The following is a 17,185-nucleotide window of genomic DNA, read 5'->3' on the forward strand; positions in this document are numbered from 1 at the left end:
ATTGCGAACTGGTATCAACAAAGGCTGGCGATAATAGCAGACCAGACCTTTGCTGAACACCAATCACCCTAATACCCCTGATACATTTCATCAATCGGCCTGGCGACGCAGGAATGCCGGGATGTCCAGATAGTCCAGATCATCGTGCGGATTCAGCTTTGCCGCAGTCGCAGCACTGGCCTGAGCCTGGTTGCGCATCACGGTTGGACGGTCCAGATCGCGATAGTTGACCGACGGCATTTCCTGACGGGCAGGTGCCGGCGATTGAGCTGCCATCGACGTATGAACGGTATTATCAATGATTTTAACAGGCTTCTCGATTTTCGCGCCCAGACCCGTGGCAACCACTGTCACGTGCAACTCGTCGCGCATGTCCGGATCGATAACAGTACCGACCTTGACCATTGCGTGCTCGGAAGCGAAGGCTTCGATGATGCTACCCACGTCCGAGTACTCACCCAGGGACAGGTCAGGACCGGCGGTGATATTCACCAGGATGCCACGTGCACCTTGCAGGTTCACGTCTTCGAGCAACGGGTTGCGGATCGCCGCTTCAGTCGCTTCACGCGCACGGTTCGGACCGCTGGCGCAGCCAGTGCCCATCATCGCCATGCCCATTTCGCTCATCACGGTACGCACGTCGGCAAAGTCGACGTTGATCATGCCCGGACGCTTGATGATGTCGGAAATACCGCGAACGGCACCGGCCAGAACGTCGTCAGCCTTGGCAAAAGCCGACAGCAGGCTCGCATCCTTACCCAGAATGGTCAGCAGCTTCTCGTTGGGAATGGTGATCAACGAGTCGACGCTTTCGGAGAGCAGACGGATGCCTTCATCGGCAATCTGCATGCGCTTGCGACCTTCGAACGGGAACGGACGAGTCACCACCGCAACGGTGAGAATCCCCATTTCCTTGGCCACTTCGGCAATGATTGGCGCAGCACCGGTACCGGTACCACCGCCCATGCCCGTGGTAATGAACACCATGTTGGTGCCTTGCAGCACTTCGGCAATGCGTTCGCGGTCTTCCAGAGCGGCCTGACGACCGACTTCCGGATTCGCGCCGGCACCCAGGCCCTTGGTCACGCCAGTGCCCAATTGCAGGATGGTTCGTGCGCCGATGCTTTTCAGCGCCTGGGCATCAGTGTTGGCGCAGATGAATTCCACACCTTCAATGTTGCTCTTGACCATATGGTTGACAGCGTTGCCGCCGCCACCGCCGACACCGATAACTTTAATTACCGGGCTTGCGGGGATGTTGTCTACGAGTTCGAACATTTTCCCTCTCCTTACATTTCTCTAGTTTTTCGCCTACTACTTTTTACTGCTGCCTGCCGCTTGAAACCTGTCGCTGCTGTAGTGCGGTAAATCTTTAGAAGTTGCCCTGGACCCAGCTCTTGAAGCGATCAAACAGTGGGGCTTTGGCCTCTTCACTGCTGTAGCTGTCGCGGTTGCTGCTGATCCCGGAAAAGGACACGCCGCCGTCGGACTGCTTTTGCAGCCCGTACATCAGCAAGCCCACACCGGTGGAATAAATCGGGTTGCGCACGACATCGTCGAGGCCTTTGACGCCATGGGGCACGCCGAGGCGGACCGGCATGTGGAAAATCTCTTCGGCCAGTTCCACCGCGCCTTCCATCTTCGAAGTACCACCGGTCAGCACGATGCCGGCCGGAATCAGGTCTTCGTAGCCGCTGCGACGCAGTTCGGCCTGAATCAGCGTGAACAGCTCGTCGTAACGTGGCTCGACCACTTCAGCCAGGGCCTGACGGGACAGCTCGCGCGGCGGACGGTCACCGACGCTTGGGACCTTGATGGTTTCACCGGCACCGGCCAGCTTGGCCAGGGCACAGGCGTAGCGAATCTTGATTTCTTCGGCGTACTGGGTCGGAGTGCGCAACGCCATGGCGATGTCGTTGGTCACTTGATCACCGGCAATCGGGATCACCGCGGTATGGCGAATCGCGCCTTCGGTGAAGATCGCGATGTCGGTGGTGCCGCCACCGATGTCCACCAGGCACACGCCCAGCTCTTTCTCGTCGTCGGTCAGTACCGAATACGCGGAAGCAAGCTGCTCGAGAATGATGTCGTCGATTTCCAGACCGCAACGACGCACACATTTTTCAATGTTCTGTGCGGCATTCACGGCGCAAGTCACCACGTGGACCTTGGCTTCCAGACGCACGCCCGACATGCCCAGGGGCTCGCGCACGCCTTCCTGGTTATCGATCACGTAGTCCTGCGGCAGGGTATGCAGCACGCGCTGGTCGGCCGGAATCGCCACGGCCTGGGCCGCGTCGAGTACCCGTTCCAGATCCGCCGCGCTGACTTCGCGGTCACGAATCGCCACGATGCCGTGGGAGTTCAGGCTGCGGATATGATTGCCCGCCACGCCGACGAACGCCGAGTGAATGCGACAACCGGCCATCAGTTGCGCTTCTTCGATAGCGCGCTGGATCGATTGCACGGTGGATTCGATGTTCACCACCACGCCCTTCTTCAGGCCACGCGATGGATGAGTGCCGATGCCGACGATTTCCAGGGTGCCATCGGCCCCAACCTCGCCCACCAGCGCGACCACTTTGGAAGTGCCGATATCCAGACCGACGATCATTTTGCCGCTTTGCACGTTTGCCATGGTCCTGCCTCTCTTAATTCTTCGCGACAGCGGGTTCGGCTGTCGTCGGCGCTACAGGTTCCCGCCAGCCGACGGCAAGGCCGTTGGCATAACGCAGGTCGATGCGCGCAATATTTGTAATCTGTTCTTTGAGCGTCTTGTCATAGATGGCAATGAATCGGCGCATCTTTTCCACCAGGTAACCGCGACCCAACAACAATTCGATCCCCGGACCGGCACTGCCTGCACCGGTGGTCAGGAACCAGCTGCCACGTTCACGCAACTCCAGTCGGGCAATCGAAAAGCCCATTGGCCGAAGCATCTGACTCAACACCTGATACTGCTGCATCACTCGCTGTTGAGCCCGCTGCGGGCCGAACAGCTGTGGCAAATGCTCGTAGTTCGCCAGTTCACGCGGAGTGAACGCTTCGCCCTGGTTGTTCAACAATGCTTCGTCACCCCAGCGGGCTACGGGCAGTTGCTCTTCCAGGCGAATCACCACTTGATCGGGCCAGACGCGACGCACTTCGGCGTGGGCGATCCATGGCATTTTTTCAAGCTCGGTACGCATGCTCGCCAGATCAATGGTGAAGAAGCTCGAGTCCACGTAGGGGGCGATTCGCTGCTGCACGGCTTGCTGGCTGATGTAGCTCAAATCACCCTGAACGTTGATTTTGGTGATCGGCCGGTCGGCGTAGGGCAGCAAACGCTGCGCGCCTTCGTAGGTACCGAAGCCCAGCACCACCAGCAGCACCGGCCAGAACAGGCTTTTCAGAAAGCCGAAATTGGCTTTCGGCAGGCGCGACGACATCGGCTCTTTGGCCACCATTCGGCTGGCACCACGCGGCACCGGCTTGCGGCCGGGAGCGGGTTGCGGATGACGTAGCGATGCGCCTTGCATGGACTTAACCTCGCGGTTCTTTGTTGCTGGCAGCATTACCGGCAATACTTGCCGCCAGGATCGCCAACACCAGTTGCTGGAAATCCAGGCCGGCGGCACGGGCCGCCATCGGGACCAGACTGTGGTCGGTCATGCCCGGTGTGGTGTTGACTTCCAGGAACCAGAACTGCCCATCGGCGTCCTGCATCACGTCAGCCCTTCCCCAACCGGCGATACCCAGCGCCTCACAGGCTTTGGCCGTGAGGTCCATCAGTTGTTTTTCTTTGTCGCTGTCGAGGCCACACGGAATCCGGTACTGGGTATCGGAAGCCACGTACTTGGCGTCGTAGTCGTAGAAGCTGTGGGTCGTGCCCAGGGCAATTGGTGGCAACACCTGGTCACGAAGAGTGGCGATGGTGAACTCCGGACCTTGAATCCATTGCTCGACCAACACTTGCGAATCGTAAGTACTGGCGGCTTTCCAGGCGTCGATCAGTTCCGACGCATTGGTCACCTTGGCCATACCAATACTTGAGCCTTCATGTGCCGGTTTGACGATCAAAGGCATGCCCAGTTCCGTCGCCGCGCAAATACAGTCGGCTTCGCTGGTCAGCACCGCGTGACGTGGCGTTGGAATGCCCAGACTGTGCCAGACCTGCTTGGTCCGCAGCTTGTCCATGGCCAGCGCCGAGGCGAGGATTCCACTGCCGGTGTAAGGAATGCCCAGGCATTCCAGCAGGCCCTGCATGCTGCCGTCTTCACCGCCACGACCGTGGAGAATGATGAAGGCGCGGTCGATCTTCTCGTTCAGCAGACGCTGCAGCAAATCGTCGCCGACGTCGAGGCCGAAGGCATCCACACCCGCGCTCAAAAGTGCGTCGAGAACGGCATTGCCGGACTTCAGCGAAATCTCACGTTCGGCGCTCTTGCCGCCGAACAGCACGGCGACGCGACCGAAGTCTTTCGGCTCGATGGTCGAGACCAGGTTGGCATAGGCAGCAGTCATTTCGCTTTCCCCGGAGCGGGAGCAGCAACGGCACCCGCAAACAACGGACTGTTCAATAGTTTTGGCGCGAGGCCACCGATATCACCGGCGCCCTGGCACAGCAGGATGTCGCCGGCACGCAGCAACGGCTTGACCAGCGGCGCCAGTTCGACGCCACGCTCGATGTAGATCGGGTCAAGCTGGCCGCGTTGGCGGATGCTGTGGCACAGCTGACGGCTGTCCGCGCCCGGGATCGGTTCTTCACCGGCCGGGTAGACTTCCATCAGCAGCAGGACGTTGGCATCGGCCAGCACTTGCACGAAGTCGTCGTACAGGTCACGGGTGCGACTGAAACGGTGCGGCTGATACACCATCACCAGACGCCGATCCGGCCAGCCACCGCGTACCGCTTTGATCACGGCCGCGACTTCGGTTGGGTGGTGACCGTAGTCATCGACCAGCATCACGCTGCCGCCATCGACTGGCAGTTCGCCGTAGACCTGGAAGCGTCGACCGACACCCTGGAAGCCCGACAGCCCCTGAACGATGGCTTCATCGCTGATACCCTCGTCAGTGGCAATGGCGATGGTCGCCAGGGAGTTCAGGACATTGTGATTGCCTGGCATGTTCACCGAGACATCCAGTGGCTCGCGATCAGGACGCAGCACGGTGAAGAAGGTCAGCATGCCTTGCTGGCGCACATTGATCGCACGCACGTCGGCTTCTTCGCTGAAGCCATAGGTCAGGGTCGGCCGCGCGATCAACGGGAGGATCTCACGGACCACCGGATCGTCCAGGCAGACCACCGCCAAACCGTAGAACGGCAGGTTGTGCAGGAACTCGACGAAGGTTTTCTTCAGTTTGTTGAAGTCACCGTCGTAGGTCGCCATGTGATCGGCGTCGATGTTGGTGACGACCGCTACCAGTGGCTGCAAGTGCAGGAAACTGGCGTCGCTTTCATCGGCTTCGGCGATCAGGTATCTGCTCGTACCCAGCTGTGCATTGGTGCCTGCTGCATTCAGCCGGCCACCGATGACAAAGGTCGGATCCAGGCCACCGGCGGCGAACACCGAGGCGATCAGGCTGGTGGTGGTGGTTTTGCCGTGGGTACCGGCGACCGCGATGCCATGGCGATAGCGCATCAGCTCGGCGAGCATTTCGGCCCGCGGTACCACCGGAATCCGCCGTTCCAGCGCAATGGCGACTTCCGGGTTGGAGGTGTTCACGGCACTGGAAACCACCAGCACATCGGCGCTCGCCGCGTTCTCGGCACGGTGGCCGATAAAGATCTGCGCACCGAAGGACTCAAGACGCTCGGTCACAGGCGAGGCCTTGAGGTCGGAGCCCGAGACGTCATAGCCCAGGTTCAACAACACTTCGGCGATCCCGCACATGCCCACACCGCCGATACCGACGAAGTGGATGCGACGGATACGGCGCATTTCCGGTTGTGGCATGGCTTTCTTATTCTCAACCATGGGCCACCTCCAGACAGATATCGACCACGTTACGGGTGGCATCGGGTTTGGCCAGGCGGCGAGCCGCGGTGGCCATAGCGTTGAGTCGTTCCGGTTGCATCAATACCTCTGTCAGGCGTGCAGCGAGATCCGCTGCGCCAGTCGTTCTTTGCGGCATCAGGAAGGCAGCGCCTTCGCGGGCCAAATAGTCGGCGTTGCGGGTCTGGTGATCGTCGATTGCATGGGGCAAAGGCACCAGCAACGAGGGCAGACCGGCGGCCGCCAGTTCACTGACGGTCAGCGCACCTGCGCGACAGACCACCAGGTCGGCCCAGCCATAGGCTTGGGCCATGTCTTTGATGAACGGCTGCACTTGCGCCTCGACACCCGCGGCGCGATAGCGCTCGGCAGTCACTTCATCGTGGTTTTTGCCGGCCTGATGAAACACTTGCGGACGCAGTTCAGGGGAGACCTGCGCCAGGGCTTCAGGTAGCAATTTATTCAAGGGTTCTGCCCCCAGGCTTCCACCCAGGATCAGCAAATGCGCCTTGCGTCCGGCCAGGGCCTGACGCGGTGTTTCGAGGAACAGCTCGGTACGCACCGGGTTGCCGGTCGTACGCCGGCTGTTCGATGCCCCGAAGGTATCCGGGAAAGCTTCGCAGACTCGGGCAGCCAAAGGCACGAGCAGCCGATTGGCGGTACCGGCCACGGCATTCTGCTCGTGAACGATCACCGGCACGCCGGCCAGTTTTGCCGCAACACCACCGGGGCCGGTTACATAACCGCCAAATCCGACGACGCAGACCGGCTGCAACTGGCGAATGATCCTGCGTGCCTGCAACACAGCCTTGAACAACACGAACGGCGCCTTGAGCAAGGACAGCTTGCTCTTGCCGCGCAGGCCGCTGACGTCGATCAGGTGCAGTTGCATTCCCGCAGTGGGCACCAGTTCGTTTTCAATGCCGCGGGGAGTGCCGAGCCAGTGCACGGTGTAGCCACGCGCCTGGAACTCGCGCGCACAGGCCAGCGCCGGGAACACGTGTCCGCCGGTGCCGCCGGCCATGATCAGCACGTTAGCGCCCATGGGTCGGCTCCTCGGCGAAGTCGCTCTCTTTGAATTCCATCTCTTCGCTGCCCAAGTGGGTTCGACTCTCCCATTCGATGCGCAGCAACAAACCGAGACAGGCGCAGCAAATCACCAGCGAGCTGCCACCGTAACTGAGGAACGGCAAGGTCAGACCTTTGGTCGGCAGCAGGCCGACGTTTACTCCGATGTTGATCAGGAACTGGCCGATCCACAGGAACGCCAGGCCATAGGCCACGTAGGCGGCGAAGAATTGCTTGGCTTTTTCGGCCCACAAGCCGATGTACATGGCCCGCACGCAGACGAACACGAACAGCCCGACGGTGAGCAGTGAGCCGACCATGCCGAGTTCTTCAGCCAGTACCGAGAACACGAAGTCGGTATGCGCTTCGGGCAGGTAGAACTGTTTCTGCACGCTGTTGCCCAGGCCAACGCCTAGCCATTCGCCACGACCGAAGGCGATCAGTGCCTGGGTCAATTGATAACCGGAACCGAACTGGTCGGCCCACGGGTCGGTAAAGGTAATCAGACGCGCCATACGGTAAGGCTGGGCCTGAACCAGAACCGTCACCGCACCGACCGCCAGCGCTACCATCAAGGTGAAGCGGAACAGGCCGACGCCGCCGAGGAACAGCATGGCCGCCGCGGCGCCCATCATCACCACGGTGGCACCGAAGTCCGGCTCCATCAGCAGCAGACCTGCCATGGGCAACAGGACGATGAATGGCTTGAAGAAGCCCATCCAGCTTTCGCGCACTTCTTTCTGACGACGCACCAGGTAACCGGCGAGGTAGATCACCACGAATACCTTAGCGATTTCCGACGGCTGCACGTTGAAGAAGCTGAAACCGATCCAGCGCATCGAACCGTTCACTTCGCGGCCGATACCCGGCAACAGCACCATCACCAGCAAACCGAAGGCGCCGATCAACATCAGCCAACCCAGGCGTTGCCAGGTGGCAATCGGGATCATCATGGTGACGAGGCAGGTACCAAGGCCGATGATCAGGTAAATCAGGTGGCGCATCATGTGGTACAGGGTGTTGCCGGACTGCACCGCGGCGACTTCCGAGGACGCCGAAGTGATCATCACCAGGCCCAGGCCGAGCAGGGCCAGGCAACCGGCAAGCATCGGGAAGTCGAGGTCGATACCGCGCCCGGTGATCAGCGGCGATGGATACGGCTTGATGATATTACTGAAGATCATTTCAAGCCCTCCACGGCCTGGGCGAACAACTGCCCACGCTCTTCGTAGTTCTTGAACATGTCGAAACTGGCGCAGGCCGGCGACAGCAACACCGCGTCGCCTGGCTCGGCGATCGCGCGGCATTGCTCCACCGCTTCGATCAGCGAGTTGACGCGAATCAGCGGCACGGCATCGCCGATGGCCTGGCCGATCAGCCCGGAGTCCCGGCCCATCAGCACCACAGCGCGGCAGTTGGCGGCGACCGGACCGCGCAGGTCCTTGAAGTCGGCACCTTTGCCGTCGCCGCCGGCGATCAGCACGAGTTTGCCGTCGATGTCCGCGCCCAGGCCTTCGATGGCAGCCAGTGCGGCGCCGACGTTGGTGGCCTTGGAGTCGTTGTAGTAGCTCACGCCGTTCAAGTCGCGAACCCATTGGCAGCGATGCTCAAGGCCGGCGAAGGTGCGCAAGCTCGAGAGCATGGCGTCGAACGGCAAACCCACGGCGTGACCCAGCGCCAATGCCGCCAGGGCGTTGGATTGGTTATGGGCGCCACGAATCTTCAACTCGCGCACCGGCATCAGGTTCTGGAATTCGAAGGCCAGATATTTCTCGCCGTCTTCTTCGCGAATACCGAACGCTTTGAAATCGGGTTTGCTCAAACCAAAGGTCCAGCACGGCTGACCTTCGCCCATCAACGGACGGCTCAGGGCATCCTGACGGTTCACCACAAACTGTTTGGCGCCACGGAAGATCCGGTGCTTGGCCAGGTGATAGGCCGGCAGACCGCTGTAGCGGTCCATGTGGTCTTCGCTGACGTTGAGCACGGTCGCCACTTCAGCGCCGAGGTGATCGGTGGTTTCGAGCTGGAAGCTCGACAGTTCCATCACGTACAGCTCGACATCGTCGCTGAGCAAGTCCAGCGCCGGCGTGCCGAGGTTGCCGCCGACGGCGACACGCTTGCCGGCCGCGGCAGCCATCTCGCCCACCAGCGTGGTGACGGTGCTTTTTGCGTTGGAACCGCTGATGGCAACAATCGGCGCCTTCGCGTTACGCGCGAACAGCTCGATGTCACCGGACAATTTCACGCCACGGGCGGCGGCGGCCTGCAGGGCCGGGGTCGCCAGCGCCAGACCAGGGCTCACGTAGAGCTCGTCGGCACGGCACAGGAACTCGACGTCCAGCTCGCCACAACGCACTTCCACGTGCGGATAGTCACGACGCAGCGTGGCCAGCTCCGGTGGATTTTCCCGCGTATCGGCCACAGCAAACGACACGCCCCGGTTCGCCAGGAAGCGAACCAGGGACATGCCGCTCTTGCCGAGGCCGACAACGATGCGGAAGTGGTCAGAAGCGATCAGAGACACTCGTTCTACCTCAGCTTCAGGGTGGCAAGGCCGATCAACACGAGAATCACGGTGATAATCCAGAAGCGGACGATCACGCGTGGCTCGGGCCAGCCCTTGAGTTCAAAATGGTGGTGAATCGGTGCCATGCGAAACACCCGGCGACCGGTCAGCTTAAAGGAAGCGACCTGAATGACCACTGACAGGGTCTCCATCACGAACACCCCACCCATGATGAACAGGACGATTTCCTGACGGACGATCACCGCAATGGTGCCCAAGGCCGCGCCCAGCGCCAGTGCGCCGACGTCGCCCATGAAGACTTGTGCCGGGTAGGTGTTGAACCAGAGAAAACCCAGACCGGCACCGATCAGCGCGCCGCAGAACACAATCAGTTCGCCCGCGCCCGGTACATAAGGAATCAGCAGGTATTCGGCGAACTTCACGTTGCCCGACAGGTAGCAGAAGATCCCCAGCCCGCCGCCGACCATGACCGTTGGCATGATTGCCAGGCCATCGAGACCGTCGGTCAGGTTGACCGCGTTACTCGAGCCGACGATGACGAAATAGGTCAGGACGATGAAACCCAAGCCCAGGGGAATGCTGAAATCCTTCAGCATTGGAAGAATCAGGGTGGTTTCCACCGGCGTCTGGGCGGTCATATAAAGAAAGATCGCCGCGCCCAGGCCAAACACCGACTGCCAGAAATACTTCCAGCGGCTTGGCAGGCCACGGGAGTTCTTCTCGATCACCTTGCGGTAGTCGTCGACCCAGCCGATCGCGCCAAACAGCAGGGTCACCAGCAGCACGACCCAGACATAACGATTGCTCAGGTCAGCCCACAACAGGGTGCTGATGGCGATCGCCGAAAGAATCAGCGCGCCGCCCATGGTTGGCGTACCGGATTTGGACAAATGCGATTGCGGCCCATCATTACGTACCGATTGACCGATCTGGCGATTCTGCAAGGTGCGGATCATCCATGGCCCCAGGCACAGCGACAACGACAGCGCGGTCAAAATACCCAGGATCCCGCGCAGGGTCAGGTACTGGAAGACCGCGAAGCCTTTGTAGAACTGTTGCAAATACTCCGCTAACAGCAGCAGCATTAATGTTTCTCCCCGCTGGAACCGCACAAAGCCGCGACGACGTTTTCCATCACCGCGCTGCGCGATCCCTTGATCAAAATAGTGGTGTTTGTATCTTGTTCGGCGCCAAGTGCCGCAATCAGATCAGCCTGAGTGGCAAAGTGACGGGCGTGTTCGCCGAAGGCCGCGACGGCATGCGCCATCATCGGACCGACCGCATAGAGCGCAGAAACCTTGTCGGCGGCATAAGCCCCCACGTCACGGTGCCCCTGCTCCGCCCACTCGCCCAACTCGCCAATATCCCCGAGCACCAGGACGGTGCGGCCGGAAAAGCCGGCGAGTATATCAACGGCGGCGCACATTGAGGTGGGGTTCGCGTTGTAAGTGTCATCGATAACGCGCATGCCATTGCTCGCCAGTTGCGCGACAGTCCGGCCCTTGACCGGTTGCAGCGCGCCCAGGCCAGCAGCGATGCCAGACAGCGAGACGCCCAGTGCATGAGCCGCGGCAGCCGCGGCCAGCGCGTTGGCGACGTTGTGACTGCCGAGCAGGTTCAACTGCACCCGCGCTACACCCTGCGGGCTGTGCAGGTTGAACGCCAGGCAGCCGCGTGCATCGCGATCCAGATCGGTTGCATGAAAATCGGCAGCGGTAGTGTTCAGGGCGAAACTCAGCACCTGACGACCGGCAGCGCGGGCCTTCCAGATGGCGAAGGCCTTGTCGTCGAGATTGAGAACGGCGACGCCATCGGCATCCAGCCCTTCAAGAATCTCGCCCTTGGCTTCGACGATTTTTTCCGGACCGCCGAACTCGCCAACATGCGCAGTCCCGGCGTTGTTGATCACGGCCACATGCGGTTTGGTCATGCCAACGGTGTAGGCAATCTCGCCGATACGCGAAGCACCCAGTTCGATCACCGCCGCGGTGTGTTCCGGGGCCAGTTCGAGCAGGGTCAGCGGTACGCCAAGGTCATTATTCAGGTTGCCACGGGTCGCCAGCACAGGGCCGCGCGTACGCAGGATGCTCGCGAGCATTTCCTTGACTGTGGTCTTGCCGCTGGAGCCGGTAATGGCCGCAAGCGGATTGCGGTAGGCCGCACGATTCAATGCGCCGAGTTCGCCCAAGGCCTGGCGGGTGTCTTTCACCAGCAATTGCGGCAGAGTCGAAGCGGCCACTTCACGCTCGACCAGTGCGCCGACCGCGCCCTTGGCGGCAACCTCATCCAGGTAGTCATGACCATCGAAACGCGGACCGCTCAACGCGATAAACAGTTGTCCTGCCTTGATCGCACGGCTGTCGATGCTGACGCCGTCGAAGCTGCAATCGCCAGCGACCAGGCGACCGGCCAAAGGTCCGGTCAGCTCACTCAATTTGAGGGCTTTAAGCATGGGCCACCTCCCATGCGGTCAAGGCTCTGTCAGCCTCGACCAGATCGGAGAAGTCATGGCGCTGGCCATTGATTTCCTGATAATCCTCGTGACCTTTGCCGGCCAGGACGATCACGTCGTCGGCCGAGGCGCTGGCAATCAGCTGGGCGATGGCCAGGCCACGACCGGCAACGAATTTGACCTTATCCACAGCACTGAAGCCGGCGCGGATATCGTCGAAAATCTGCGCAGGGTCTTCGCTACGCGGATTGTCGTCGGTGACCAGCACACCGTCAGCCAGACGCTCGACCACTTCGGCCATCAGCGGGCGCTTGCCGCGATCGCGATCACCGCCGCAACCGAACAGGCAGAGCAACTTGCCCTTGGCATGCGGGCGCAGCGCGGTCAGGACTTGCTCCAGAGCATCCGGGGTGTGGGCGTAATCGACCACCACCAGCGGTTGCGTACCGCCGCCCAAACGCTGCATGCGACCGGCCGGACCTTCGAGTTTCGGCAACACCCGGAGGATCTCGTCCAGCGCGTAGTCCAGGCCCAGCAAGGCGCCGACCGCTGCCAGCACGTTGCTCAGGTTGAACCGACCGAGCAAGGCGCTGCGCAAATGATGTTCACCCTGGGGGGTGACCAGAATGGCGCGCACGCCCTCGTCGCCGAACTGCGCTTCACGGCAATACAGGTAGGCGCTGGCATCTTCCAGGCTGTAGCTGATCAGTCGCGACTCATGTTTTTCAGCAGCCAGTTGCCGACCGAATTCGTCGTCGAGGTTGATCACCCGGCAGCTCAGGTCGGCCCAGCCGAACAGCTTGGCCTTGGTGTCCGCGTAGGCTTGCATGGTCCCGTGGTAATCCAGGTGATCGCGGGACAGGTTGGTCATCACCGCCACATCGAACGCCAGCGCGGTGACGCGACCTTGATCCAGCCCATGGGAGGAGACTTCCATCGCCACGGCCTTGGCACCAGCCTTTTTCAGGTCGGCCAGGGTCGCCTGCACGGCAATCGGGTTGGGCGTAGTATGCAGGCCGCTTTGCAAAGCACCATAAAAGCCGCTGCCCAGGGTGCCGACGATGCCGCAATGCTGGCCGAGCAGGTCCAGCGCCTGGGCAACCAATTGGGTGACGCTGGTTTTACCGTTGGTGCCGGTCACCCCGATCATGTTCAAGTGACGGCTCGGATCGCCGTAAAAACGGCCGGCGATATCCGACAACTGTGCTGCCAGGCCTTTGACCGGAATCAATGGCACATCGGTAATGGGCAGGACGGTAGCGCCTTCAACTTCATAGGCCACCGCCGCCGCACCGCGCTGCAAGGCATCGGTAATATGGGTACGACCATCCACCTTGCCGCCCGGGACCGCGAGAAACAGGTCACCGGCACGCACATTGCGGCTATCGAGGGTCAGCTCGCGAATCAACAGATCACGGCCAGCGTGGGCAAAAATCTTGTTCAGGCTAAGAGACATCAGCCGCGCCCTCCATTGGCTTTAATTAAATTGCCGGGGGTGGCATTGGCTTGTTCCACGGGTGGCAGGTTGTCCGGGGTAATATTCATCAGCCGCAGGGTGCCGGACATCACTTTGCTGAACACCGGCGCAGAGACCAGACCACCGTAGTAGCCAGCCTTGCTCGGCTCATCGATCACCACCACGATCGCGTAACGCGGGTCGTCCATGGGACCGAAGCCTGCGAACAGCGAACGATAGGAGTTTTCGGCATAGCCTTTGGTGCCCACCGACGTCTTGCGTGCGGTACCACTCTTGCCAGCTACGTGATACGCCGGCACCTGTGCGCGGAACACCCCGCGTGGCGCTTCGATCACTTGCTGCAACATGCCTTGCATGGTTTTCGCGACGCTCTCCGAAATCACCTGAGTGGTTTGCGCAGGCTTATCGGTTTTGATCAGGGTCAGCGGTGCGATCCGGCCATTGTTGGCCAGCGCCGAGAAGGAATGAACCAGCTGAATGGCGGTGACCGACAAACCGTAGCCGTAGGACAGCGTGGCCGTTTCGGCCTTGCGCCATTCGCGGTAGTTCGGCAGATTGCCGACACGCTCACCCGGAAACGCCAGACCGGTGTCCTGGCCGAGGCCGACCTTCTGCATCAAGCGGTAAATGTTTTCACCGCCGACATCGAAGGCGATCTTGCTCATGCCGACGTTACTGGAGTTGATCAGAATGCCGGTCAGGTCGAGCACCGGCCCTTCGGTCCTGGAAACGTCACGAATGGTGTATCTGCCGATCTGCAACGTTCCCGGATACACCTCGACGGTGTCGCTCGGCTTCCAGCGCCCGGTTTCCAGGGCGGCGCTCATGGAGATCGCCTTCATGGTCGAACCTGGCTCGAATACGTCGATCATGGCGCGGTTGCGCATCGCCGCCGGTTGCAGGTTGCGACGGTTATTCGGGTTGTAGGTCGGTTGGTTGACCATGGCCAGGATCTCGCCGGTCTTCACGTCCATGATCACCAGGCTGCCGGCCTTGGCGCCATTCTCGACGATCGCATTGCGCAGCTCGCGGTTGGCCAGATATTGCAGGCGCAGGTCAATGGACAACGCCAAGGGCTTTCCGGCCTTGGCGTTTTTGGTGACCTGGACATCCTTGATCAGCCTTCCGCGCCGATCCTTGATGACTTGTCGCTTGCCGGGCACTCCGGCCAGCCACTCATCGTAGGCCAGCTCGACTCCTTCTCGCCCGCGGTCATCGATATCGGTAAAACCCACCATATGCGCGGTGACTTCACCCGCCGGGTAGAAACGCCGGAACTCTTCGATGCCATAGACACCCGGCACTTTCAGATCGAGCACCAGTTGGCCCTGCTCCGGGGTCAAGCCGCGCACCAGGTAAATGAATTCTTTGCTGGCCTGAGCTTCGAGACGCTCGGACAGCACTTTCGGGTCTTGCCCCAGTGCAGCTGCCAACGCCGGCCACTTGTCCTTGGCCGCCTGCATTTCCCGGGCGTTGCCCCACAGGGTGGTTACCGGAGTACTGACAGCCAAGGGCTCGCCATTACGGTCGGTAATCAAGCCGCGGTGCGCAGGGATGGGGATATGACGAACGCTGCGAGCGTCGCCCTGACCTTTGAGGAAAGCCCGGTCCACAACCTGCAGGTCGATGATGCGCCAGGCGATCGCACCCACCATCAGTGCCAGCAAACCCAGCACCAAACGGAAACGCCAAGGATAAAGGGCACCCTCGAGTTTCATCATGGCGCCACCATCCGAACTTCGGCTGCGCCGGGAATGCGCATCTTCAGTTGCTCGCTAGCCAGTACTTCGATACGGCTGTGGGCGGTCCAGGTACTCTGCTCGAGAATCAGCCGACCCCACTCGGCTTGCGTCTTGTCACGCACACTCAACTCGCCGTACAGGGTATTGAGCAGCTGCCGGTTCCAGTGAGCGCTGTAGGACACCGCGATCGCGGAAACCAGCACGCCAATAAACAGGAGCAGCATGAAAAAGCTTCCGCCTGGAAGTGGCTTGGCGAAGAGCTTGCTCACCGCAGCTTCTCCGCCACACGCATGACGGCGCTGCGCGAGCGTGGGTTGGCCTTGAGTTCGGCTTCGGAAGCGAACTGCGCCTTGCCGTGAATCTTGATTTTCGGGACGAAGGCTTCGAAGCGCACGGGCAAGTTGCGCGGCAGGTTGTCGCTCTCGCCCTTGACCAGGCGGCGCATGAACAACTTGACGATGCGGTCTTCCAGCGAATGGAAGCTGATGACGACCAGGCGGCCGCCTACTTCAAGGGCTTGCAGCGCGGCTTCAAGGCCGGTTTCCAGATCGCCCAGTTCGTTGTTGACGTGAATTCGCAAACCCTGGAAAGCCCGGGTTGCCGGGTGCTTGCCCTTTTCCCAGGCCGGGTTGGCGACTTTCAGGACTTCGGCCAGATCGCCGGTGCGCTCGAACGGTTTGATTTCACGGCGCTCGACGACTGCCCGGGCCATGCGCCCAGAGAAACGTTCTTCGCCGTACTCCTTGAACACCCGGGCGATTTCTTCCGCGGGAGCCGTGGCGATGAATTCGGCGGCACTGACCCCGCGGCGCGGGTCCATGCGCATGTCCAGCGGCCCATCATTCATGAAACTGAAACCGCGTTCCGGGTCATCGAGCTGTGGCGAGGACACGCCCAGGTCAAGCAGGACGCCGTTGACCTTGCCGGCCAGGCCGCGCTCGGCAATTTCCGAACCCATTTCGGCAAAGCTGCGCTGCACAACGACAAAGCGGCCGTCTTCGGCCGCCAGCGCTTGCCCGGTGGCAATCGCTTGAGGATCCTTGTCAAACCCCAGCACCCGACCATCGGGACCGAGCTGGCTGAGTATCAGGCGACTGTGCCCGCCGCGCCCGAACGTTCCGTCCAGATAGCAGCCATCAGGGCGTACAGCGAGAGCCTCGACGGCTTCGTCAAGCAGTACGGTGATGTGGTTAAAGCCGCTATCAATAGTCACAGGATCAAATCACGCAGTTCATCAGGCATGGCGCCCGGTAGTTGAATAGCAGCCAGGTCCGCAGCAGAAACTGCGTCCCAGGCATCCTCGTCCCATAATTGGAACTTGTTCAGTTGGCCGACCAGCATCACGCGCTTATCGAGTTTTGCGTACTCGCGCAGACGTGGCGGAACCAGAAAACGACCACTGCCATCGAGCTCGAGGTCGACGGCATTACCAATCAGTAAACGTTGCAAACGACGGTTTTCCTCGCGTAGCGAAGGCAATGCGCGCAGCTTGGTTTCAATCAACTCCCACTCATCGAGGGGATAAACACATAAACAAGGGTCAACGGCATCAATGGTTACTATCAATTGGCCATCACTGCGCGAAACAAGCTCGTCACGATACCGACTCGGCATGGCAAGCCGACCCTTTGCATCGAGGCTGATAGCGTTAGCTCCGCGAAACACTTCTGCGTTTCTCCAAATTTTAGCGTTTTTCGTTCAAAAAACCCACTTCGTGCCACTTTTCGCCACTTTCGCACACTATAGGAATGCGCCTACCGCACCGTCAAGGCGCGACTTCAATGAAAAGCCTTACAGATCGGAGATTTAGGAGACTGAAAGAGGGAGTAGCAGGAATTTAGCGGACGTTTCGACCCGTCAACTTCAACCGGGCCAGGGAATTATGGCCAGAAGTTAATGTGATTTATTAAGAGTAAGATTTTTTCGGTATTACAAAAG

Annotated in this window: 15 protein-coding genes; all 15 read right to left on the reverse strand. The window is 60.5% G+C overall.

The window, feature by feature from the left end:
* Nucleotides 1–90 precede the first annotated feature (90 nt).
* Complete coding sequence (gene ftsZ / locus F8N85_RS02380; protein ID WP_150802081.1) at nucleotides 91–1,278, reverse strand: cell division protein FtsZ; 1,188 nt, start codon at nucleotides 1,276–1,278, stop codon at nucleotides 91–93.
* A 94-nt stretch (nucleotides 1,279–1,372) separates the two neighbouring features.
* Entirely contained in the window at nucleotides 1,373–2,638 is a 1,266-nt protein-coding gene (gene ftsA / locus F8N85_RS02385) for a cell division protein FtsA (RefSeq protein WP_150802082.1), read from the reverse strand.
* A gap of 13 nt (nucleotides 2,639–2,651) precedes the next feature.
* Entirely contained in the window at nucleotides 2,652–3,518 is an 867-nt protein-coding gene (locus tag F8N85_RS02390) for a cell division protein FtsQ/DivIB (RefSeq protein WP_150802083.1), read from the reverse strand.
* Nucleotides 3,519–3,522: 4 nt separating this feature from the next.
* The gene (locus F8N85_RS02395; protein ID WP_150802084.1) at nucleotides 3,523–4,503 is read right to left on the reverse strand and encodes a D-alanine--D-alanine ligase; all 981 of its coding nucleotides are present in this window, start codon (nucleotides 4,501–4,503) and stop codon (nucleotides 3,523–3,525) included.
* Nucleotides 4,500–5,960 (reverse strand): UDP-N-acetylmuramate--L-alanine ligase, encoded by a 1,461-nt coding sequence (gene murC / locus F8N85_RS02400; RefSeq protein WP_150802085.1) that lies wholly within the window; start codon nucleotides 5,958–5,960, stop codon nucleotides 4,500–4,502. The genes F8N85_RS02395 and murC overlap by 4 nt, the downstream gene beginning before the upstream one ends.
* Nucleotides 5,953–7,023, reverse strand: coding sequence for an undecaprenyldiphospho-muramoylpentapeptide beta-N-acetylglucosaminyltransferase (murG, locus tag F8N85_RS02405; RefSeq protein ID WP_150802086.1), 1,071 nt, complete (start codon nucleotides 7,021–7,023; stop codon nucleotides 5,953–5,955). The genes murC and murG overlap by 8 nt, the downstream gene beginning before the upstream one ends.
* Nucleotides 7,013–8,230, reverse strand: coding sequence for a putative lipid II flippase FtsW (gene ftsW, locus F8N85_RS02410; protein ID WP_150802087.1), 1,218 nt, complete (start codon nucleotides 8,228–8,230; stop codon nucleotides 7,013–7,015). The genes murG and ftsW overlap by 11 nt, the downstream gene beginning before the upstream one ends.
* Nucleotides 8,227–9,573 (reverse strand): UDP-N-acetylmuramoyl-L-alanine--D-glutamate ligase, encoded by a 1,347-nt coding sequence (gene murD, locus F8N85_RS02415; protein ID WP_150802088.1) that lies wholly within the window; start codon nucleotides 9,571–9,573, stop codon nucleotides 8,227–8,229. The genes ftsW and murD overlap by 4 nt, the downstream gene beginning before the upstream one ends.
* A gap of 5 nt (nucleotides 9,574–9,578) precedes the next feature.
* On the reverse strand, nucleotides 9,579–10,661 hold the full coding sequence (gene mraY / locus F8N85_RS02420; RefSeq protein ID WP_150802089.1) for a phospho-N-acetylmuramoyl-pentapeptide-transferase: 1,083 nt from the start codon (nucleotides 10,659–10,661) through the stop codon (nucleotides 9,579–9,581).
* Nucleotides 10,661–12,028, reverse strand: a complete 1,368-nt coding sequence (locus F8N85_RS02425; protein ID WP_150802090.1) for a UDP-N-acetylmuramoyl-tripeptide--D-alanyl-D-alanine ligase — start codon at nucleotides 12,026–12,028, stop codon at nucleotides 10,661–10,663. Before F8N85_RS02425 ends, mraY begins: the two co-directional genes overlap by 1 nt.
* A complete protein-coding gene (locus F8N85_RS02430) occupies nucleotides 12,021–13,484 on the reverse strand; it encodes a UDP-N-acetylmuramoyl-L-alanyl-D-glutamate--2,6-diaminopimelate ligase (protein WP_150802091.1) in 1,464 nt (487 codons plus the stop codon). Before F8N85_RS02430 ends, F8N85_RS02425 begins: the two co-directional genes overlap by 8 nt.
* The gene (locus F8N85_RS02435; protein ID WP_191636097.1) at nucleotides 13,484–15,223 is read right to left on the reverse strand and encodes a peptidoglycan D,D-transpeptidase FtsI family protein; all 1,740 of its coding nucleotides are present in this window, start codon (nucleotides 15,221–15,223) and stop codon (nucleotides 13,484–13,486) included. The genes F8N85_RS02430 and F8N85_RS02435 overlap by 1 nt, the downstream gene beginning before the upstream one ends.
* Nucleotides 15,223–15,516, reverse strand: coding sequence for a cell division protein FtsL (gene ftsL, locus F8N85_RS02440; RefSeq protein ID WP_150802093.1), 294 nt, complete (start codon nucleotides 15,514–15,516; stop codon nucleotides 15,223–15,225). The genes F8N85_RS02435 and ftsL overlap by 1 nt, the downstream gene beginning before the upstream one ends.
* Entirely contained in the window at nucleotides 15,513–16,460 is a 948-nt protein-coding gene (rsmH, locus tag F8N85_RS02445) for a 16S rRNA (cytosine(1402)-N(4))-methyltransferase RsmH (protein WP_412072473.1), read from the reverse strand. The genes ftsL and rsmH overlap by 4 nt, the downstream gene beginning before the upstream one ends.
* Nucleotides 16,457–16,912: a division/cell wall cluster transcriptional repressor MraZ gene (gene mraZ / locus F8N85_RS02450; protein WP_150802094.1), complete on the reverse strand. Its 456-nt coding sequence runs from the start codon at nucleotides 16,910–16,912 to the stop codon at nucleotides 16,457–16,459. The genes rsmH and mraZ overlap by 4 nt, the downstream gene beginning before the upstream one ends.
* Nucleotides 16,913–17,185: the final 273 nt, after the last annotated feature.

It is taken from the genome of Pseudomonas fluorescens (assembly GCF_902497875.1).
GTDB lineage: Bacteria > Pseudomonadota > Gammaproteobacteria > Pseudomonadales > Pseudomonadaceae > Aquipseudomonas > Aquipseudomonas fluorescens_BR.